Genomic DNA, 19,297 nt, shown 5'->3' on the forward strand with positions numbered 1-19,297 from the left:
TTTTTTGTATGCTACTTGTCTAACAATAAAAAAAGCAACATAGAAAAGACGAAAAATGCAGCTCAAACATCACATTTTTCGTCTTTTCAATTGCACTCGTGTTTTATTGATCGATCGACTTAACGGTAAATTCTTCTACCTGTTTGCTATTCCGTATTAAAAATCGCACGATTCATTTGTTCTGTTGCTCTCTTACGCTTGCTCGATTCCTGGCGGAAGATAAAACAAACCATGTTTTTCAAATAATTCACCAATCTGAAACAGTAAGTCTTCTCTTCCTCTGGCAGCCATAAACTGAATCCCTAGTGGCAATCCTTCTTCACTAACATGTGTAGGTAGACTGATTGCAGGTTGCCCAGTTAAGTTCGCTAGTTGTGTATAAGGAGTGATCGTCAAGCTCTCTTCAAACATCGCTGACACGACTGCCAACCCTTCATCTGCAGATAAATGGGGTATATCAGCCATCTGCTGGCGAATCGAGTCACTTTGTAAGTCAGCTGCGATTTTAGGCGCAGTATCCGCAGTGGTCGGTGAAAGAAACAAATCAAAGGACTCAAATAAGCTTTCCATCGTGACAGCCGCATGATCCCATACGTGCAATGAATGCACATAGTCTGCTGCAGAAAGTTTTTTACCATATTGCCATAATGTCCATGAGATTGGCTCCAGCTCGTTGCTTTCTATCCCTCGCTGCAACCCATTTTCGATCGACTCGATCATTGCTGCCGTTTCAGCACCATTCATTTGATAATACGAGTTGATCAATGTACGTCCATCTAAAGGATATGGAATCTCAACGATTTCATGTCCTGATTGTTCTAGAAAATGCAGTGCATTTTGAATAGCAATTTGAGCATCTACACTTACTTTCGAGCCGATTGGTGAATCAACACAGACAGCGATTTTCAAACGTTCCTTTACTGGATGCTGTTGCCAAAATGCTGGTGTCACTTGATAAGGTGCCCCACTATTGATTCCTTGTAAAGCGTGGAACAACGCTTTCGTATCTCTCATGGAAACCGTTAATCCGAAGTCGATGGACGCTCCTTGCCAGCCTCGCCAAGCATTTGGACCGACTGGCATTGTTCCTCTTGATGGCTTCAAGCCGATCAAGCCAGAAAATGAGGCTGGAATACGGATCGAACCCCCCCCGTCACTGGCACCTGCCATCGGAACGATTCCTGCCGCAACTGCCGCTGCAGCTCCGCCACTTGATCCTCCTGGAGAGTATGCCAAGTTCCATGGGTTTCGTGCTGGGCCATATAATTGTGGATCGGTAATATTCTTAAAGCCAAATTCAGGCGCATTCGTTTGTCCAAATGGAATGAAACCAGCTTTTTCAACTGCTTGGACATAATTCGAATTTTTAGACGCTCGGTGTTGTTCAAAAATCCGTGAACCAGAAGTTGCCAACCAGCCTTTTTTTTCTTGTCCTAGCATTTTTAAAGGAAATGGGATTCCTGCTAGTAGCGAATCACTCTCCAATTGTGGTTGTTTTCCATTTGATTGGAAATCAAGTGATTCAAGTGTGACAAATGCGTTGATTTCTGGATTGAGCTTTTCGATTTTTCGCTTTGTTTCTGTAAAAAGTTCTTCCGAGCTGAATTGCTTTGTTTTTAAACCATTCGCAAGATATGTTGCATCTTTCATGCTCTCCCTCCTCAGTTACGGTTATTTTCTCATATGACAGAAAAAGCAACAATGTTTACGCCTAGTCTCTTATTCTAAATAGAAAAACACTTAAAGCAGCTGAATGCTTCAAGTGTTCTACTCTAGTTATAAGAATGAAAGAGGTATTACGACATCGAGCGTAATTTCCCTCTAAATTCGTCGATTGAATGGTAGCCTTTTTCCGCCATGATCGTCTCCAATTCTTTACTGATACGATCAAAAATAGCTACTCCCTCTTTGTGAAGTTCCGTGCCGATCTGTAACATACTTGCGCCACATAATAAATGTTCAAAAGCATCTTGTCCATTGCGGATACCGCCAGTACCGATGATTTTGATCTCTGGTTTCAAGCGGGTATAAAATGCCCGGACATTCGCTAACGCAGTAGGTTTGATATATTCGCCTCCAAGTCCACCAAAACCGTCTTTTGGTTTGATGACGACTGTTTCACTCTCAGTATCGATATAAAGGCCATTTCCTACACTGTTGATCGAGTTCACATAGGCGATCGGGTACTGATTCAAGATTTCCGCCATTTGATCAAAGTGGGCGAAATCAAAATAAGGAGGAAGTTTGATTCCCAACGGTTTTGAGAACACTTGAAAGACTTCTTTCAATAAAGCTGCTGTTGCCTCGAAATCGTAAGCTAGCTGCGGTTTTCCTGGAACGTTCGGGCATGAAAGATTCAGCTCAGTGATCCCTTGGTAATCACTTTCTTCGATCAACTTCAACATTTCCAGATTTTCCTCTGCACTCATACCAGCAATCGAGAAAAACAATGGTTGTTCTTGTCCATGCTCTTTCTCGTAGGCCAATGCATAATCCAGATAATAGGAAAAACCTAAGTTTGGTAAGCCCATCGAATTGATACTTCCCAGTGGCACATCATAATAACGAGGTTCAGGGTTTCCTGCTCGCTCATTGATGGTACAGCTTTTTGTAATGAACGCCCCCGCATTCGAATGTGCAAGTTCATCTAATTCCGCTGTAGTCATGCAATGGACACCAGAAGCGTTCATCAAGGGATTTTCAAAAGAATGATTTAAGAAAGTAGTCGTTAAGCTCAAGTTATTCTCTCCTTTTAATAAAGCGTTTTTTCTAGTGTATCATTTAAGCGAACAAAATCAACAAAAATTTATCGAATGTTCGATCAATCATCGATTTCTGAAGACAATACTTCTCCTGTTTGACTATTGATTTTTACATTTGTCGTTTGGTTGCCATTTTTCACTTTGACATCCCAATAAGTAGTTCCTAATTCTTTATCAAGGTCCCAATCTGTAGCAGTTCCAGCGCCAACTTTTTCAACCGCGATTTTCCCAGCTTCTTCGATCGAGATCAGATTGCTGACATCTAAGCCGTCTTCTGATTTTTTCTGGCCGTTTTGTTCGTCACGATCTAATTGCTCTGGATTCTCTGCCTCAAGTTTTTCGTCCATCGCATTGATTTTCACTGAATATTCGTTTTGATCATCGACACCTTCAATTTTGTAGAAGTAGCTTCCCCAATCACTATCGAGTTCTAAGCTAGTGATTGCTGCATCTGGGTATTTGTTTTGGAATAATTCAATCGCGCGATCCGCAGAAACTTGAATATTAGGGTTTGCTGTTTGTGAAGAGGATGAATCACTAGAAGCAGCAGAACCAGCAGTTGTGCTAGATTCTTCTGTCTTATTCGTAGAAGTTACTGTCGTTTCTGACGACTGGTTGGTCGTACTTGAAGGGGTATTTGTTTGGTTTGGCTGGCACCCCGCCAAAAGTAGTAAAGAAAATAAGCCTGTAAAAATAACTTTTGATTTCATAACAATTCTCCTTTTTATTAGGTATCTATTCTCAGTATAACGAAAAGAGTGAATACTGTCAGCCGATACCATGAAAAATCAGTCTATAGTCTGATTTTACAACTAAAAAAGAACCTGTTTTTACGTAAAAAAGTAAAAACAGGTTCTTTTCATTTAAATAAAAAAACAAAACTCAATAAATTATTTCCGATGCATTGGGATCGAATTGTTCCCTGGATGGACTAACAAGTACTGGATCACATCGATATTGCTCGATTCAAAGGATGCGGCACAGGCTTGTAAATAAAGATCCCACATACGATAGAACCGATCACCCATCTCCTGAGTCACCTGTTCTTGCACCGCATGGAAACGTTGCGTCCAATGTTGTAATGTCCATTGGTAATCACGACGTAAACTTTCTAGGTCGATCACTTGTAGATCGTTTTCCGTGATATCCTTAATCAGTTCCGTCACACCTGGTACATAACCGCCAGGGAAAATATATTTATTGATCCACGCATTCGTTGCGCCACCTTGTTGTCGGCTGATTCCATGAATCAAAGCAGTTCCTTTAGGTTTCAACAAATCTTTGACTACTTTGAAATATTCAGGTAGATTCTCTGACCCTACGTGTTCGAACATCCCCACACTGGTGATATGATCGAAAGTCTCCCCTTTCAACTCGCGGTAATCCATTAGAAACACACGACATTGGTCTTCTAGATGCTCTTCTTTGATTTTATTGGTGATGAAGTTGTATTGTTCTTCACTGAGAGTAATACCAGTCGCTTTGACATGATATTCTTTTGCAGCAGTAAATAGTAACGTTCCCCAGCCACAACCAATATCCAAGAGGGATTCCCCTTCTTTGATAAATAGCTTATCTAAAATATGATGGACTTTATTGATCTGTGCTTGCTCCAGACTATCTTCTGGGGTTTTGAAATAAGCACAAGAGTACGTCAATGTTGAATCAAGCCATAAGCGATAAAAATCATTTCCTAGGTCATAATGAGCATGGATATCCGCTTTATTTTGTTGCTTTGTGTGTTTCTCTTTTTTTGGTAACCACTTCAGATAATCTTTGCTACGCAAGAAACTATCGGTATGACTGTAAGCATCATTGATCAATGATTGGATGTTTCCTTCGATTTCAATGCGATGATCCATATAAGCTTCCCCTAAAGAAAGAGAAGCATTTCTCGTCAACTCTTTGATTGGGATCTCTTCATTGAACGTGATCTTGATTTGCGGAGGGTTATCGGTATCCCCATACTGCTTCGTCGTTCCATCCCAATATGTGACTTCTACTGGAAGTGAAAAAGAGTGCGAAAATAGTTGATGATAAATTGTTTTTTCTAACATAATGATCCTCCTAAAACAAAAATTACACTATTACGTTATACCTATTTCGCCAAAGAATCAACAGATTACAGGTAATAAATAAAAGCTTTTTGAAAATTTCAGAAACACAAAAATAAAGAATGCAAGGACGGAGACATTTCTGCTTCCCCTCTTACATTCTTCATTTTTTGATTCGATCAGACTTGGATCGCTTTTGAATCTTTGAAGCCAGTTTTAGCAAAAATCCATAGTAACAATAAAACGGCTATGGTCGACTGGATTCCCATCATCAAGACAAAATCAAAATGGATGAAACCGACAAAACCAGCAATTATCGAACTCACACCTAGAACATTCAACATCAAATTTGCGCTCTCTTTAAAGTTTTTTATAGAAGAAAATTTGCTTTTTCTTGTTAGCCATAAAAAGAAGGCAGCGCCGAACAAAATCAAGCCAGTCATGATAAACAATAAAATACCTAACGTCAAACTGTAAGATAGAATGATCATCGGTCGATTACTCGCATAAAATTCATTCTCTAAAAACTGTTCAAACTCTTTAGGACTTGTCATTCTCATAAAATCAAATGAGGAGGGATACGACATATTGTATTCTCGTGTTTGTCCATCCTCTTCTTGACGGATCGTCCAGCTGGTCTCTTCAAAATTGATTGCGGCTCCTCTTTCTGCCATTTCTTCTGTCGTCAGTGCTGTTCCGATGATGACATCGTTTGTTACACTGATGATCTCAGAGTCAGCTGTTAAGCGACCGTTGGTAAGTTGTAGTTCACGTAAGCGTGCCACCCCTTCCTGATCGATCAACGTATTCACCGATAAGAATTGTTCCATCGGGATCGCCGAGACTTGATTCGTATAAAATAAAGTAATGGGCATGACCATAAAAGAAATCAGAAACAGAAAGATCACGATAAATTTTGGCCAAGTGAGTTGTTTTCTACCTAGAAACAAGTGTTTTGGACTTCTTAAGCTTGAAAAGTAATTGAGTGGGAATTTATCCATAGCAAACGACTCCTAACCTTTGGTACCGCCTGATGTCAGTCCGGTCACAAAGTTTTTTTGTAAAAAGAAGAACAATAAACATATTGGTACAGCAATCAAGATCGCTCCCGCCGCAAAGAGAGAAACGCGTTGGTTAGTTACATCAGAAATAAAGGTCTGTAATCCAACTGCGACTGTTTGATTCTCAGGCGTACGAAGTAGGAAACGAGCCAACATGAAGTCACCAAATGGCCCCATAAATGCCCAAAGTGCTTGGACTGCGATCATTGGTTTGACTAACGGCAAGACAATCTGTAAGAAAATTCTAAAGTGTCCTGCGCCATCCAATTTAGCTGATTCATCTAAATCGATTGGGACTGTATCGAAGTACCCTTTCATCAGCCAAGTGTTCATTGGGATTCCGCCACCGATATAAATCATTGTCAGGAACCAATAACGATCCAATGCACCTAATAGAAAGGCCATCACATAAAAAGCGGTCAATGCTGCCATCGTTGGTACCATTTGGATCACTAGAAAGAACATCAAACTTGATTTTCTTCCGATGAAACGATAACGACTATACGTATAACCGGCAAGTGTCACAACAGTTACTTGAATGACCATCGTTAAAACAGAAATGATCAACGTATTTTTATACCACGTGCCATACAAGGTTTCATTGAATAAGCGAGAAAAATTATTTAAGGTCCAATCACCGGTGAAATCCAAACTAAAAGCAGCAATATTGCCTGGTTTGAAAGCAGTACTAGCTGTGATCAATAACGGATAGATGATAATGATCGACAATAGGATCAAAAACACATAAGTAAAGAAATGCGAAAGTCTCCGTTGGAACTTAGCACTTGTACTAAAATTTTTCATGATTAGTCCTCCATTTTGAACGCATTAGTTTTCTTGAATACCAACAGAGAAACGGCAATGACGATCATCGAAATGATCAGCGTGATCGCAGAAGCCATCGAATACTGTGGCGAGGTCCCAGTGGTCAATTTATAGATCCACGAAATCAAGATATCCGTTGATCCTGCACCACCACCGACACTTCCCGGTCCCCCATTATTGAAGAGGTAGATCATGGAGAAGTTATTGAAGTTCCCTGTATACTGTGTGATGAACGTTGGTGCTGCTACAAGAAAGATTGCTGGAAGCGTGATACTTGAGAAGCGCTGCCAAGCATTCGCACCATCGATTTTCGCTGCTTCGTAAAGATCTTCAGAAATCGATTGTAGGATACCTGTGACCATCACATAGATGTAAGGAAAACCTAACCAACCTTGTATCAAGATGATCGCGACTTTTGTCCAGTTCGGATCAGTTTTCCAAGGAACGGAGGCAATATCTACAAAAGGGATATTATTCAAGAATGGAATGACTTGCGTGTTGATTGCTCCCACACTATCGTTAAAGATGTTCGAAAAACTCATGATCGTGATAAATGCTGGGACTGCCCATGGTAAAAGGAAAATAATTCCAAAAACACGTTTAAATTTGATAAATTTCTGATGCGCAATTACTGCTGTAAATACACCTAACGTGATTTGTAAGGTAGTTGCACAAAGCGTCCAGATGACGGTCCAAGAGAATACGGCAACAAACGTGTTTCGATAAGAACTTAAAAAGAAAATACTGAAGAAGTTTTCTGCTCCCACCCAATCGATCAAACTTGCTGGTGGGATGTGTTGGAAATCATAGTTTGTAAATGCTGTAAATAATGTCACTAAAACCGGAAAGATGATCGTGAAAATCATCAATAGATACGCTGGAAGCGTCAAGAGATAAGGAAAGCCTTCATCACCCACATTATGTATGACTTCCTTCATTGTTCGATTGATCTTTTTCCCTTCTTTTCTCATGACTGCGACACGTTTTGCATCTACTAGATTGATGAAATAAAAAAATAAAAACAAGGCAGTCACAATCAATTGCAAAGTTCCTTGGATCAACATAAATAATGAGTGATCTTCCATTGGTACACTACCTAAAGTAACTAAACCAATTAAGGATTGAAAACCACCTAAAACCATTTGGATGATAAATCCGATAAATAGTGCTAAAAATACTACCCCTTTAAATACTTGACCATTTGCAAATTGACCCAATCCTGGAATGATCGAACGTAACATCGTGCCTTTGACATTGACCGCTGTATCTTCTTGTTGCATGGTGTTGTTCCCCCCTCTTGATACTAAAAACAGGTGCTATATGTTGAAGCGCCTTTTCTATAAAATCATCTCACGTTCATCAAAGGTAAAACATGGAGCTGAGAAGCAATTTCCTTCACAGCTCCAACCTTTTTGATGATCTAATTAATATTTTTGCTCAATTGCTTCGCTGATCGTCTTCACCGCGTCGTCAGCCGATTCTTTTGGTGTTTTTCTGCCTGAACCAGCATCAAACATCAAGTTTTCTGCGCCTGTCCAAACTTCTGCCATCTCTGGAATATTTGGCATTGCTTGTGCTGTTTCATATTGTTCAATAACTGCAGTCGTCAATTCATCATTTGTGCCTTTTGCTGTTTCACGAGCCGCTTGATTGGCTGGTACTTCGTTGACCATTTCAAAGAATTTTTCTTGGTTTTCTGTATTGGTTACATAATCTAACCATTTTTGAGCCACTTCTTTATTCTTAGAGTAGTTACTTACGACCCAACCTTTTCCTCCACCAAATGGTTGATAAGATTCACCATTATTCAATGTTGGGATTTTTGATACGCCATAATTGATGTCGTTTTCTTGATAAGTTTGTGCTTGCCATGGACCATCAATGATCGCTGCTGTCTTGTTTGACATGAACTGTTGGTTGACAAAGTCGCCAGCACTCTTGATATCTTGCATTCCTTTAGGCCAAACATTTTGGAACCAATCTGTGGCATAGCTAATACCTTCTACTGCTCCTGCATTGTTTAAACCAATTTCAGATGGGTCTGTTCCATCTTCACCAAATACATACCCACCGTAACCAGAAATCAAGCCATATGAATAATAAAAATCAGTCCATTTTGCTAAAAATCCTGTATTCGTTCCTTCTTCAGATTCAAAATTGAAACGTTCATCTTTTGCTAACGCTTCCAAATCTTTGAAAGTTGTCGGTGCAGTGTCAACTAGATCTTTGTTATAGTATAAAACTAGTGTCTCGATAACTGCCGGTGCTCCATAGATTTTATCCTCGTACGTTACTTGAGCTTTATCCGTATCATTGTAATCTGCTTCGTTCCCCAATTTCACTTCTGCCAAATGTCCTTGTTGCCCTAATGCTCCGATCCGGTCATAAGCTGCCATCATGACATCTGGTGCTTTTCCTGCAGGACCATCTAACGCAAGCGATTCTAATTGTTCGAACATGTCTTTTTCGACTAACTTGATTTTTACGTCGTTATCTTCTTCAAATTTTGTTTTGATCTCATTGACATAATCTTTGTAGCCAGAATCGACAGAAATCGTCAATGTTTTTCCATCTTCTTCATTTGCTGCAGTTGAAGAACCGCCATTACCACAGGCAGCAAGTCCCCCGATAAACCCTAAAGATAATGCACCTAACCCGAATTTTTTTAGCAACTGTTTACTCATTTTTTTTCCTCCGATTCTATTCTATTCCTCTTACAATTTGATTATATGTTTACAAAAGCTTGATTTGCAAACGCTTTCTCTATGTTACCGATAACAACTTAACAAAGGATCAAAAATCCATTCGTTTGGACTTCAGCTTTGCCGTCTTTTAAGATGTCACAATTTTGGCTGAATAAAACATCATTTTCTAAATCGACCAAGTACGGTTCTGTTCCTTGATTGAAATAAGCATGAATGGTTTGCTGATCGAAATGACGAGTCAAATGAATTTGTTCGTTTTTATCGTCGACCGATCGCCAAGTCAGATCCCCTTCAATCAACACTTGTTGCACTTGTTTACGCACACAGATCAATTCTTTGACGAACCCCTTCAATTCAAGATCTTGCTGGTCCTTTTCCCAGACCATACATTTTCGACAGTCAGGATCATCATGACCTGTCATGCCGATTTCTGTTCCGTAGTAGATGCAAGGCGCCCCTTTTTGTAAGAACATGAAAGCTAACACTGATTTCATCAGTTCCTTGTCCTCTTTACACAAAGTCAATATTCTTGCTGTATCATGAGAATCCAATAGATTGAATGTTCCTTCATTGACTTGATCACGATATAGCATTTGCTGATGATTCATGCCACTGACCATTTGAGTGGGTGTGATTTTTTTATGGACGAAATAGTCTTTGATCGAATCCATAAAGGCGTAGTTCATCACCGCATGGAATTCATCGCCCTGTAACCAAGCTTGAGAAGAATGCCAGATTTCACCTAAAATATAAATATCAGGTTTGATCGTAGTGACCGCTTCTCTGAATTTCTTCCAAAAATGATGATCCACTTCATTTGCTACATCTAACCGCCATCCATCGATATCAAATTCCTTGACCCAATACGTGGCAATATCTAATAAATAATCTTGTACTTCTTGATTTGCTGTATTGAGCTTAGGCATAAATGGCGTAAATGCAAACGTATCATATGCCAGATTTTCGGCTGTTTCAGGAACATCTGTCATTTGATAGGCATCCACTGGAAATGAATGGATGTGGAACCAGTCTTTGTAGCGGGATTTCTCGCCATTTTCGATCACATCTTGCCATTGTGGTGCATGACTACCCATATGATTGAACACGGCATCCAGCATGATTCGGATTCCTTTATCATGCGCTTTTGTGATTAACTCTTTCAATAACTCTTTATCACCAAATTGTGGATCGACCGCATAATAATCGATCGTGTCATATTTGTGATTCGAGGTTGCTTCAAAAACAGGACAGAAATAAATCCCTGTGATCCCTAAATCAGCTAGGTAATCGAGATGATCGATCACCCCTTGAAGATCTCCGCCAAAGAAATCTTCTCGATCCGGGTCTTTACTTCCCCAAGGCAACGTCCCTTTAGGATCATTTGTTGGATCACCATTCGCAAAGCGTTCAGGAAATATTTGATACCAAATCGTTTGTTTTGCCCATTCAGGTACTTTGAAGCGATCAATTTGTTGAAAATATGGCATACGGAAATAATAGTTTGCATTCGCCAATGTTTCTTCTTGATAAGGGAATATTCCTTGGTCTCCGTAAAAACAATCCATCCCATCAATTCCCACGATGTGAAACCCGTATTGCAATCGTCTAGTATCACTCGTCAACTCGATTTCCCAGTAATCATGAAGAAGTGTACTTAACCCTTTTTTCATTGGTTGTTCTTTTAAATACCAATTTTCTGAGAAAATCGTATATGGATCTCCGCTGATCACAGAAACGTGTTTGACATCATCTTTACTTGTACGTAAGCGAATCCGCATTGTTGTCTCACTGTATAAATAAGCAAATTCACTTTCGGGTCGATGATAAATTGCTGCAGTATTCATTTCAGTCCTCCCTTGTCTTTCAGTTAACAAAAACAACTATAAAAGATAAATAACCGAAAGACAACGCTTACATTCCTGTTATCGGTAACAAGATTTTTATCAAAAAAAAAGATGAATGACACACTGTTTACAAAACACGCGTGATTCATCTTCTTAAATACTATTTAATACTATATGTTTTTTTATCGTACGCATACTTCAACAACTGCTTTTCTTGCCATGTGACACCAATCCCTGATTGACCAGGAATCATCAAAAGTCCATTTGTGATTCTAGCTTTTGGTTCGACGATATCATCATGGAAATAGCGATCAAAAGCAGACAAGTCTCCTGGAAAAGTAAAGCAATCTTGACTTGCAAAATGCAGATTCATCGCTCGACCGACTCCGGATTCAAACATGCCACCTAACCAAACGAGCAAGTCATTTTCCTGACAAAAATCAACGATCCTTAAAGCCTCAGTGATCCCTCCCACTCTGGGAATCTTTAAATTGATTGCCCGACAACTTCCCAATGCATGAGCTGTTTTTACGTCTTCCAGTGTTCGTATATTCTCATCAAGACAAACAGCTGTTTTGATTTCCTTTTGAAGTATGGCATGGTCAACATAGTCACGAGGGTGAAAAGGTTGTTCGATCATCGCAAGCTTCAAGGCGTCCATTTTCTTGAATAACGGCAGATCGTTGATCGTATAAGCAGAATTTGCATCTGCCATCAATTGGATCTCTGGATATTGCTCACGCAACGCTTGCAGTGGCACTAAGTCATTGCCAGGAGTGATTTTCAACTTGATTCGTTGGTACCCTTGATCAACATAAGTTTTTGCAGTCGCAAGTAAATCTATCGGGTTGTCATGGACACCAATACTGACACCTACGGGAATCGCTGATCGTTCGGCAGAAAACAACTTTTGTAATGGGCGTCCTATTCGACGAGCATAAAGATCCCAAACAGCTGTTTCAACTGCTGATTTTGCCATAAAATTCCCTTGCGTATGCTTGAAAGCTGACCAAATTTCTGAGGGATGCGAGAAGTCAAGTTCGAATAAACAAGGAATCAGCTCTTTTTGTAATACCGATCGACTCATATCAATCGTTTCTTCAATGTAATCTGCTCGTTCAAAAGCGACCAGCTCGCCTATGCCTTGATTCCCTAACTCGTCTTCCACGATCAACAAATCAAAAGCTTTTGTTTCCAATCGACCATAGCTCGTTCTAAAAGGTGTCACTAAGGGTAGTCGCAAACAGTACTGTTGGATGTTGACTATTTTGATGGTGTCCACTCCCTTTCCATTTCATTGATCCAAGTAGTAACAGTTGTTTCAAATAGCCTAGGTTGCTCGATGTGACAACAGTGCCCGCAATCCGCAAGGACCTGGCAACAAAAAATCTCTTTAACATCTGTCATTTGTTTACCGATCTTTTGAAACTTCTCATCCTTTTGACCAACAAGATACAATAGTGGGCATTCGATACTCGCTAAATCTGGCCAATAATTTTTTTGCGCGCCAGTTCCCATATAGTAAAGACTTAATGCTAAACCTAGCTTATTTTGAGCAAGTCGCTCGTTTCTTACTCTGCTTTTTTGTTCCAAGGGTAACGCCTGTTGTGAAGCAAATAGTGGTAACTTCTCCCAATCATCAACAAAATCAATCAGAGGCTCTCTCATTAAACGTAAAGAAAGTTTTCGATCAGCTTTTTTACGACTGTTTCGTTGCTGTTCATCCGCAATCCCGGCAGTTCCACCTTCTAAAATGAGCCCTTTGATTCCTTGTGGTTGTTCGATTGCCCAAGCAAGTGCCACTCGTGCACCCATCGAGTAGCCTAATACATAAAAAGAGGAAATTTCTAATAATGAGACAAAACTCGCCAAATCAGCTACTAATGACGTAAGTTGGTAACGATAAGGATGAAGGTAAACCGCTGTTTTTCCATGACCGATCAAATCAATGGCTAAGTAATTAAACTGAGGATTCTCAAACATGAATGTTTGTGTACTACCGGTAAAGCCATGCAAACAAACAACCGTTGGTTGCTTTGGATCAGTATGCTGTAACCAACGGTAATGGTAAGTAGCACCTCGAATAGTCTTAACTGGCATCAGCCTATTTCCTCCTGATAACGACGCTTCATCTGTTCCCATAACTGGACAGGTTCTAGTTGTTGCCCTCTGATTTCAATCAATGTCCAATCCCTTTGATTCCGGCTTTTTTCAATCGCTTGCTCAAACTCTTTACTTGAAGTTGGTTGTATATAATGACCATTATATAAATCTGCTACTTTCTCTAATTCTAAATCAAGTGGTGTACCAAACAATGGTTCAAAATCAGTTTCTGGGAGCTGGTTCTGAGGAAGAAAAGAAAAGATTCCCCCACCATTGTTGTTCAATACGACTAAAGTAACAGGTAAATGATAACGTCGAATTAGCGCCAACGCGTTCATGTCATGAAACAGCGCAAGATCGCCGATCAAGACAAACATCCGCTTGTTCCTTACCAAAGCGATTCCTGCTGCTGTAGAAATCAACCCGTCGATCCCGTTGACCCCTCGATTTCCGTAGATTGGAAATGATTCTCCAGTAGGCGAAGAAAAACGATCAACAAAGCGGATCGCGTTACTATTTGCCAAAAATAAAGCTTCCTCTGATTTTATCGCTTGCAATAACTGGCAACTAGCATTGCTTTCGCTCCATTCATCGATAGACAATTCTTTAGTGATGACTTCTCTCGCTTTTTTATAAGCTCTTTTCCATTGCGCCAACCATTCGTCAGAGGTTGGCGAATTAGGTAGTGCATCCAAAGTTTCCGATACTAGTTTACAGAAATCAAGTACACCGATTTTGATAAAACTTGTTCCTAAATGCAATGGATCACGCCATTCTTCCTCATCGATCAAGACATAGTCAGAAATAGCTTCGTGATGTTTTTTTAAATAAAGCATCACATTTTTAGCTACAGGAAGATTACCAAATTGCCAAATGACTTCAGGAGTTTCAGGAACCGGTCCAGAAAAAATCAAATCTGCATGCGGAAGATATCCATCGCTCATTTGTTGACAAGCACCTAGATTTGCCAAGGGATCACCAATGATTGGCCATTGTAAAGATGTTGCTAAAGTAAGTAACGCTTTTGCCTCATCAGGTGTCAATTCTTTACCGACGATCATCATCCCTTTTTTTGATAACCAAGGAACAAGCTCTGGCATTTGCTTCGACACAATTTGAGTAACCAGTTTTTTGGGATGAAAAGATCCATCAAGAGAAAAAGTTAAATCAGGCAATAAAGGCTCTCTAAAAGGCAAGTTGATCTGAATTGGCCCTGCCGGTACACGCATTGCTTCATAGGCACAATTGGCGCCATGCCAGTAGCTATACCGTATCATTTCCGGAGTGGATTCAGGAAGTGCTAATTCGATAAACTTTTTGATATGCGAACCAAATAACTTTTGTTGGTCCATCGTTTGTGGCGACCCAACGCCACGTGCTTCTGGTGGACGGTCTGCTGTAAGCACTAGCAAAGGAATGTTTGTTGCTTTTGCTTCACAAACTGCTGGAAAGAAGTTCGCTGCGGCAGTTCCCGACGTACAAAGAACTCCAACTGGTTGCTTTAATGCTTTCGCCATACCTAATGCACAAAATGCCGCAGATCGCTCGTCTACAATCACCGTTGTTTTGATTTCCGGATCTCTATGAAGTAACAAGGCAAGTGGGGTCGATCGTGAACCAGGACTGATGACGACATTTTTAAGCCCGCCTTCTTTCATTCCCTTGATGAAAGCCAATAAATACGCAGTCATTTCTTGTTGTTTAGTCATCCCTTCACTCCTCTAAGCATTGGTTGGAATTTTAGCAATGTTTCTTGGCGCTCTGCCTCGGGGTCAGAATCCGCAACAATGCCACAACCTGCATATAATATTCCTTCGGTTTCAGTCAAGATGCCTGATCGGATGCCTACAGCAAACTCACCGACATCCTCGATCGGGTCCAACCACCCGATTGGTGCCCCGTATAACCCTCTACCGAAAGGTTCATGATCTTTGATCCATTGCAACGCCAGTTCTTTCGGTTCACCACCTAAAGCAGGAGAAGGATGGATCAATTTTACTGCATCGATCAATGAGACTCCCTGCTTACGTTCTCCAGAGAAAGTCATCGCTAAATGCTGAATATCGCGGTTTTTCAATAAACGGCGGGAAGAGACAGCGACATCGCCAGCGACAATATTCGCTAATTGATTCTCTAATCGTTGAGCAACAATTCCGTGTTCTTGCGTATTTTTAAAGTCTTTTAAAAGTTCTTTGCCTATTTCATCATCTTCCTGCACAGTCGATCCTCTAGGTGCAGACCCAGCAATCCCTGCAGTCATAAATTGGCTTTTCGTTCCTTGGACCAATCGTTCTGGTGTAGCACCAATGAAAGCATGTTGATCGGAGGCTAAAAGAAATAGATAAGTTTGTGGTTGTTGTTCAGCTAAACGCTGAAGAATTTGAGTTGTCGACTGGAATGATCCGTGTATTGCCATTTGTCTCGCTAAGACGACCTTTTTAAGCGAAGTTGCTTCGAGTACGATTTCTTTCCTCGCATCCTCTACATTGCATAGAAAAGCTGGAACTGCCAGCTCTTCTGACGACACAAAGATATTTGCAGATTGTTCTTGTTCTTTGCCTTTTAACAATTCACTCACAAGACTATCTAAATACGAAAAACCTTTTAAAAGACTTCTGATTGTTGTAGCTTCTTTTCTGATTGTCAGAATAACTTGAGTCTTTGAACCTACTCGTTTGAAAAGAATACTTGGTAAAATGAAAAAGCCAGATTCAAGCTTACTCCAAATTTTTTCTTTTAGGTTGTTTGGATCAAATGGAAAACCTCCAAAAAGCAAAGGTCCATCTTTCTGTCTCGATACGTTTAAAAAACTTTTAGAAAACTCGAGAGAAAATTCTTTGATAGCGCTGGGCATGTCATCATATTCCCTATCAAATAAATTTTCTCCTATTCCTAATAGCTCACAATCCTCATCAGGAGGACACCAATAAAAGCGATCTCCTTTAGATGGGACAAGAGGTAAGAGTTTTTTTACCGTTTGTTCACCAAGCTCGTAGCTATAAGTAAAATAAAGATGATTTCCCAAAAGCTGATCATCGATTGAGCTATCTAATTTGATATTCAATGTAATTCACTCTTTCTTCTGTCATTAAAAGACGTTTGATTGGTTTTCCAGTCGCAGTTTTTGGAATTTCAGAGACACAGTAGATTTTAGTTGGATGCTTGTAACGTGCTAATGGCGCTAGTAGCTCAGTGATTTCTCTATCAGTAAGGGGTTCATCTAATCGCACATAAGCAACAGGTGTTTGCCCCCATGTTACATCCCAAGCCCCTACGACAGCGACCTCTGCAATTTTATTACAAGCTATAAGTACACGCTCGATTTCAACTGGGAAAATATTCTCTCCCCCCGAAATAATACGTTCACTCATGCGACTGACAATATAAAGATAATCCTCTTCATCAAGATACCCCCAATCGCCAGTGTGGAACCAGCCATCCTCTGTCCAAGAATGCGGGTTGACGCGATTCAAGTAATGGTTGATGATCGATGGTCCCTTGACTAAAATCTCTCCCATTTGGTCTGACTTCGTATCTTTTTGGATACGGATCGATACCCCAGACAAAGCTTTACCAGAAGAACCGTTTTTGGCTTCGAATGACTCCGGAGAAAGGGCGACGATCTGTGAACAAGTTTCTGTCATGCCATAAGAAAGCATCACAGGCACCTGTTTTTCCATACATGCTTGCATGACTCGTCCTTCTCCCGGCCCTCCCCCTAATAATACTTTTTTGAATGAGGGAGCATAACCACTTTCTGGGATCAATGGTTCAAGGTCTTTCAACATTTTGCTGACCAAAGAAATATAGTTGCCACTTCCATTTGCTAAAAGTTGATGGACTTGTTGAGGAGAGAATCCCTGCAACAGAATCACTTGGATGCCTAAAGCAAGTGAGCGTAATAAAATAGATAAGCCACTAATGTGATAGAGTGGCACACAGCAGATCCAGCTATCTGAACGATCTACTTCTAAACTTAGCGCAGTCGCTTGGCTACTCGCATAGTGATTGGCGAATGTTTGCGGTACGCCTTTCGGTTTACCTGTCGTTCCAGAAGTATACATGATTGATGCGATTGCCTCTTCTTGATACCCCTCATCAAACCAATCCTGCGGCTGTACCGCGCGTAATTCCGCAGGATCGGGAAATGAATACCAAGTGATTTGATCGTTGACCGCCAATTTTTTGGCAGAAATAAGAATAGATGTCCCTGCATCTACCATTTGTTCACTGATCTCTTTCGTCGTCAAGCGTGTGTTGACAAACTGGATCTCTTTTCCTAATTCCCATAATGCTAAGATCGATAAATAGCCATCTAGATCATTTTCACAATACAAGGCAACTCGTTTACTCGCTTTGGGTAATAGTCGATGATAATACTCTGCAAAACTCTGAACGTGCGATGCCAACTCGCGAAAAGACAAACATTGGTCGTTCCACTGACAGGCTGGTGCATCTGGATGAAGCATTGTTTGTTTTTGCAACCAGCTATTAGGTTGAAGTTTAAGGGAACTTAGGAAATTGGTCAAAATCAGGTTCTCTTTTTTCTTTAAATGCGTCGCGCCCTTCTTGTGCTTCATCCATCGTGTAATATAGAAGCGTCGCATCTCCGGCCAATTGTTGGATACCTGCTAAGCCATCCGTATCTGCGTTCATTGCCGCTTTGATCATTCGTAGAGCTAGCGGGCTTTTCTTCAACATCTCTTCTGCCCATTCAACCGTCACGTCTTCTACTTGTTCGATCGGTACGACCGTATTGATCCAATTCATTGCCAATGCTTCTTCGGCACTATATTGCTTTGTCATGAACCAAACTTCTTTCGCTTTTTTATGTCCAACGACCCTAGCCAAATAACCCGAGCCATATCCACCATCGAAACTACCAACGTTAGGCCCTGTTTGACCAAATTTCGCATTTTCCGCTGCGATTGTGATATCACACACAAGTTGTAAGACATTGCCCCCACCGATCGACCAACCTTTGACCATCGCGATCACTGGTTTAGGAATCACTCGGATCAACCGTTGCAAATCCAGTACATTCAGACGCGGAATTTGGTCTTCACCAACATACCCACCATTTCCTCGAACTTTCTGATCACCACCTGAACAGAATGCTTTGTCACCAGCTCCTGTCAAAATGATAACACCGATATCTTGACGATCACGACTGATTGTAAAAGCTTCAATCATCTCAAAGACTGTTTTTGGTGTAAAAGCATTATGGACCTCTGGGCGATTGATTGTTATCTTAGCAATCTTCCCATATTGTTCAAATAGGATCTCATCGTATTCCTTGATTGTTTTCCATTCTCTCATTTCTATCTCCTCCTAAAATTCATTAGATTTATTATACACAAGAAAAAAGAAAACGTTTGAGTATCTTAAAATAAATTTAGAATTTCTGTTATACTAAAAAAAACAAGATTGGAGCATACCTATGGATCTATTACAATATCTTGGAATCGGAATATTATCCGTCAGTTCAAAAGAAGTCCAATTGACTTTAGCAATTGAAGAAAAGCATCATCAACCTTATGGCTATTTGCATGGAGGAATCAATGCTGTATTGATCGAAACGGCTTGTAGCATTGGGGCTAACGAATATTTACAAGCCCCCAACTTTGCTGTAGGTATCGATCTGCAAGTCCAACATTTAAATAAAGCCTCTACAGGTACCTTGAAAGTGGTCGCACATCCTGAGAAAGTCGGGAAAACTATTCACTTTTGGCAGGCAACGGTTTATTTAGATAATGATTTGAAAATCGCCACTGGCCAATGCACTTTGCTGGTCAATTAACTCTTATAAGGAAGATAAAAAAAAGATTGAGCCAGCTCTAAAAATCTCATTCTTTGTTCCATTTCATATTTTTTTATATAATGGTATTCACCATTTCGACCTATTATATCTTTTAACTATTCTTTATAAATTTAGGTTTATCT

The 19,297-nt window shown here is 40.3% G+C and carries 16 protein-coding genes; 1 reads left to right on the plus strand and 15 read right to left on the minus strand.

From position 1 onward, the window contains the following. Positions 1–192 precede the first annotated feature (192 nt). From IGJ19_RS07075 to menB, 15 genes are all read right to left on the minus strand, one after another. Complete coding sequence (locus IGJ19_RS07075; RefSeq protein ID WP_430604540.1) at positions 193–1,650, minus strand: amidase; 1,458 nt, start codon at positions 1,648–1,650, stop codon at positions 193–195. A gap of 146 nt (positions 1,651–1,796) precedes the next feature. Next, the gene (locus IGJ19_RS07080) at positions 1,797–2,738 is read right to left on the minus strand and encodes a dihydroorotate oxidase (RefSeq protein WP_071867076.1); all 942 of its coding nucleotides are present in this window, start codon (positions 2,736–2,738) and stop codon (positions 1,797–1,799) included. 83 nt (positions 2,739–2,821) lie between these two features. Then, positions 2,822–3,472 (minus strand): PepSY domain-containing protein, encoded by a 651-nt coding sequence (locus IGJ19_RS07085; RefSeq protein WP_074799018.1) that lies wholly within the window; start codon positions 3,470–3,472, stop codon positions 2,822–2,824. A gap of 180 nt (positions 3,473–3,652) precedes the next feature. Further along, positions 3,653–4,819, minus strand: coding sequence for an SAM-dependent methyltransferase (locus tag IGJ19_RS07090; RefSeq protein WP_071867078.1), 1,167 nt, complete (start codon positions 4,817–4,819; stop codon positions 3,653–3,655). 176 nt (positions 4,820–4,995) lie between these two features. Then, positions 4,996–5,817: a maltodextrose utilization protein MalA gene (locus tag IGJ19_RS07095; RefSeq protein ID WP_115357641.1), complete on the minus strand. Its 822-nt coding sequence runs from the start codon at positions 5,815–5,817 to the stop codon at positions 4,996–4,998. A 12-nt stretch (positions 5,818–5,829) separates the two neighbouring features. Further along, a complete protein-coding gene (locus IGJ19_RS07100) occupies positions 5,830–6,681 on the minus strand; it encodes a sugar ABC transporter permease (protein WP_086334685.1) in 852 nt (283 codons plus the stop codon). 2 nt (positions 6,682–6,683) lie between these two features. Beyond that, on the minus strand, positions 6,684–7,982 hold the full coding sequence (locus IGJ19_RS07105) for a carbohydrate ABC transporter permease (RefSeq protein ID WP_010735424.1): 1,299 nt from the start codon (positions 7,980–7,982) through the stop codon (positions 6,684–6,686). A gap of 144 nt (positions 7,983–8,126) precedes the next feature. Continuing rightward, complete coding sequence (locus IGJ19_RS07110) at positions 8,127–9,386, minus strand: extracellular solute-binding protein (RefSeq protein ID WP_115357642.1); 1,260 nt, start codon at positions 9,384–9,386, stop codon at positions 8,127–8,129. A 98-nt stretch (positions 9,387–9,484) separates the two neighbouring features. Then, positions 9,485–11,251, minus strand: a complete 1,767-nt coding sequence (locus IGJ19_RS07115) for a glycoside hydrolase family 13 protein (RefSeq protein WP_142433015.1) — start codon at positions 11,249–11,251, stop codon at positions 9,485–9,487. Between the two features lie 160 nt (positions 11,252–11,411). Then, positions 11,412–12,524, minus strand: coding sequence for an o-succinylbenzoate synthase (gene menC / locus IGJ19_RS07120; RefSeq protein ID WP_430604562.1), 1,113 nt, complete (start codon positions 12,522–12,524; stop codon positions 11,412–11,414). Continuing rightward, positions 12,515–13,351, minus strand: a complete 837-nt coding sequence (gene menH / locus IGJ19_RS07125) for a 2-succinyl-6-hydroxy-2,4-cyclohexadiene-1-carboxylate synthase (protein ID WP_430604541.1) — start codon at positions 13,349–13,351, stop codon at positions 12,515–12,517. The genes menC and menH overlap by 10 nt, the downstream gene beginning before the upstream one ends. Next, on the minus strand, positions 13,351–15,063 hold the full coding sequence (gene menD, locus IGJ19_RS07130) for a 2-succinyl-5-enolpyruvyl-6-hydroxy-3-cyclohexene-1-carboxylic-acid synthase (RefSeq protein WP_430604542.1): 1,713 nt from the start codon (positions 15,061–15,063) through the stop codon (positions 13,351–13,353). The genes menH and menD overlap by 1 nt, the downstream gene beginning before the upstream one ends. After that, complete coding sequence (locus tag IGJ19_RS07135; RefSeq protein WP_430604543.1) at positions 15,060–16,418, minus strand: isochorismate synthase; 1,359 nt, start codon at positions 16,416–16,418, stop codon at positions 15,060–15,062. Before IGJ19_RS07135 ends, menD begins: the two co-directional genes overlap by 4 nt. After that, positions 16,399–17,883 (minus strand): o-succinylbenzoate--CoA ligase, encoded by a 1,485-nt coding sequence (gene menE, locus IGJ19_RS07140; RefSeq protein ID WP_430604544.1) that lies wholly within the window; start codon positions 17,881–17,883, stop codon positions 16,399–16,401. Before menE ends, IGJ19_RS07135 begins: the two co-directional genes overlap by 20 nt. Then, positions 17,858–18,673 carry a 1,4-dihydroxy-2-naphthoyl-CoA synthase gene (gene menB / locus IGJ19_RS07145; RefSeq protein ID WP_019723922.1) on the minus strand — a complete coding sequence of 272 codons (816 nt, stop codon included), beginning with the start codon at positions 18,671–18,673 and terminating at the stop codon, positions 17,858–17,860. The genes menE and menB overlap by 26 nt, the downstream gene beginning before the upstream one ends. A 121-nt stretch (positions 18,674–18,794) precedes the next feature. On the opposite strand from menB, the gene IGJ19_RS07150 reads away from it, so the two are divergent. Continuing rightward, positions 18,795–19,154 carry a PaaI family thioesterase gene (locus IGJ19_RS07150; protein WP_430604545.1) on the plus strand — a complete coding sequence of 120 codons (360 nt, stop codon included), beginning with the start codon at positions 18,795–18,797 and terminating at the stop codon, positions 19,152–19,154. Positions 19,155–19,297: the final 143 nt, after the last annotated feature.

This window comes from Enterococcus sp. DIV1368b, assembly GCF_050529595.1.
GTDB lineage: Bacteria > Bacillota > Bacilli > Lactobacillales > Enterococcaceae > Enterococcus_B > Enterococcus_B mundtii.

Bases quoted from the DNA above. Each gene is read 5' to 3' on its own strand.
- IGJ19_RS07075 (WP_430604540.1), bottom strand. From the start codon at position 1,650: ATGAAAGATGCAACATATCTTGCGAATGGTTTAAAAACAAAGCAATTC.
- IGJ19_RS07085 (WP_074799018.1), bottom strand. From the start codon at position 3,472: ATGAAATCAAAAGTTATTTTTACAGGCTTATTTTCTTTACTACTTTTG.
- IGJ19_RS07090 (WP_071867078.1), bottom strand. From the start codon at position 4,819: ATGTTAGAAAAAACAATTTATCATCAACTATTTTCGCACTCTTTTTCA.
- IGJ19_RS07095 (WP_115357641.1), bottom strand. From the start codon at position 5,817: ATGGATAAATTCCCACTCAATTACTTTTCAAGCTTAAGAAGTCCAAAA.
- IGJ19_RS07100 (WP_086334685.1), bottom strand. From the start codon at position 6,681: ATGAAAAATTTTAGTACAAGTGCTAAGTTCCAACGGAGACTTTCGCAT.
- IGJ19_RS07105 (WP_010735424.1), bottom strand. From the start codon at position 7,982: ATGCAACAAGAAGATACAGCGGTCAATGTCAAAGGCACGATGTTACGT.
- IGJ19_RS07110 (WP_115357642.1), bottom strand. From the start codon at position 9,386: ATGAGTAAACAGTTGCTAAAAAAATTCGGGTTAGGTGCATTATCTTTA.
- IGJ19_RS07115 (WP_142433015.1), bottom strand. From the start codon at position 11,251: ATGAATACTGCAGCAATTTATCATCGACCCGAAAGTGAATTTGCTTAT.
- menH (WP_430604541.1), bottom strand. From the start codon at position 13,351: ATGCCAGTTAAGACTATTCGAGGTGCTACTTACCATTACCGTTGGTTA.
- menD (WP_430604542.1), bottom strand. From the start codon at position 15,063: ATGACTAAACAACAAGAAATGACTGCGTATTTATTGGCTTTCATCAAG.
- menB (WP_019723922.1), bottom strand. From the start codon at position 18,673: ATGAGAGAATGGAAAACAATCAAGGAATACGATGAGATCCTATTTGAA.
- IGJ19_RS07150 (WP_430604545.1), top strand. From the start codon at position 18,795: ATGGATCTATTACAATATCTTGGAATCGGAATATTATCCGTCAGTTCA.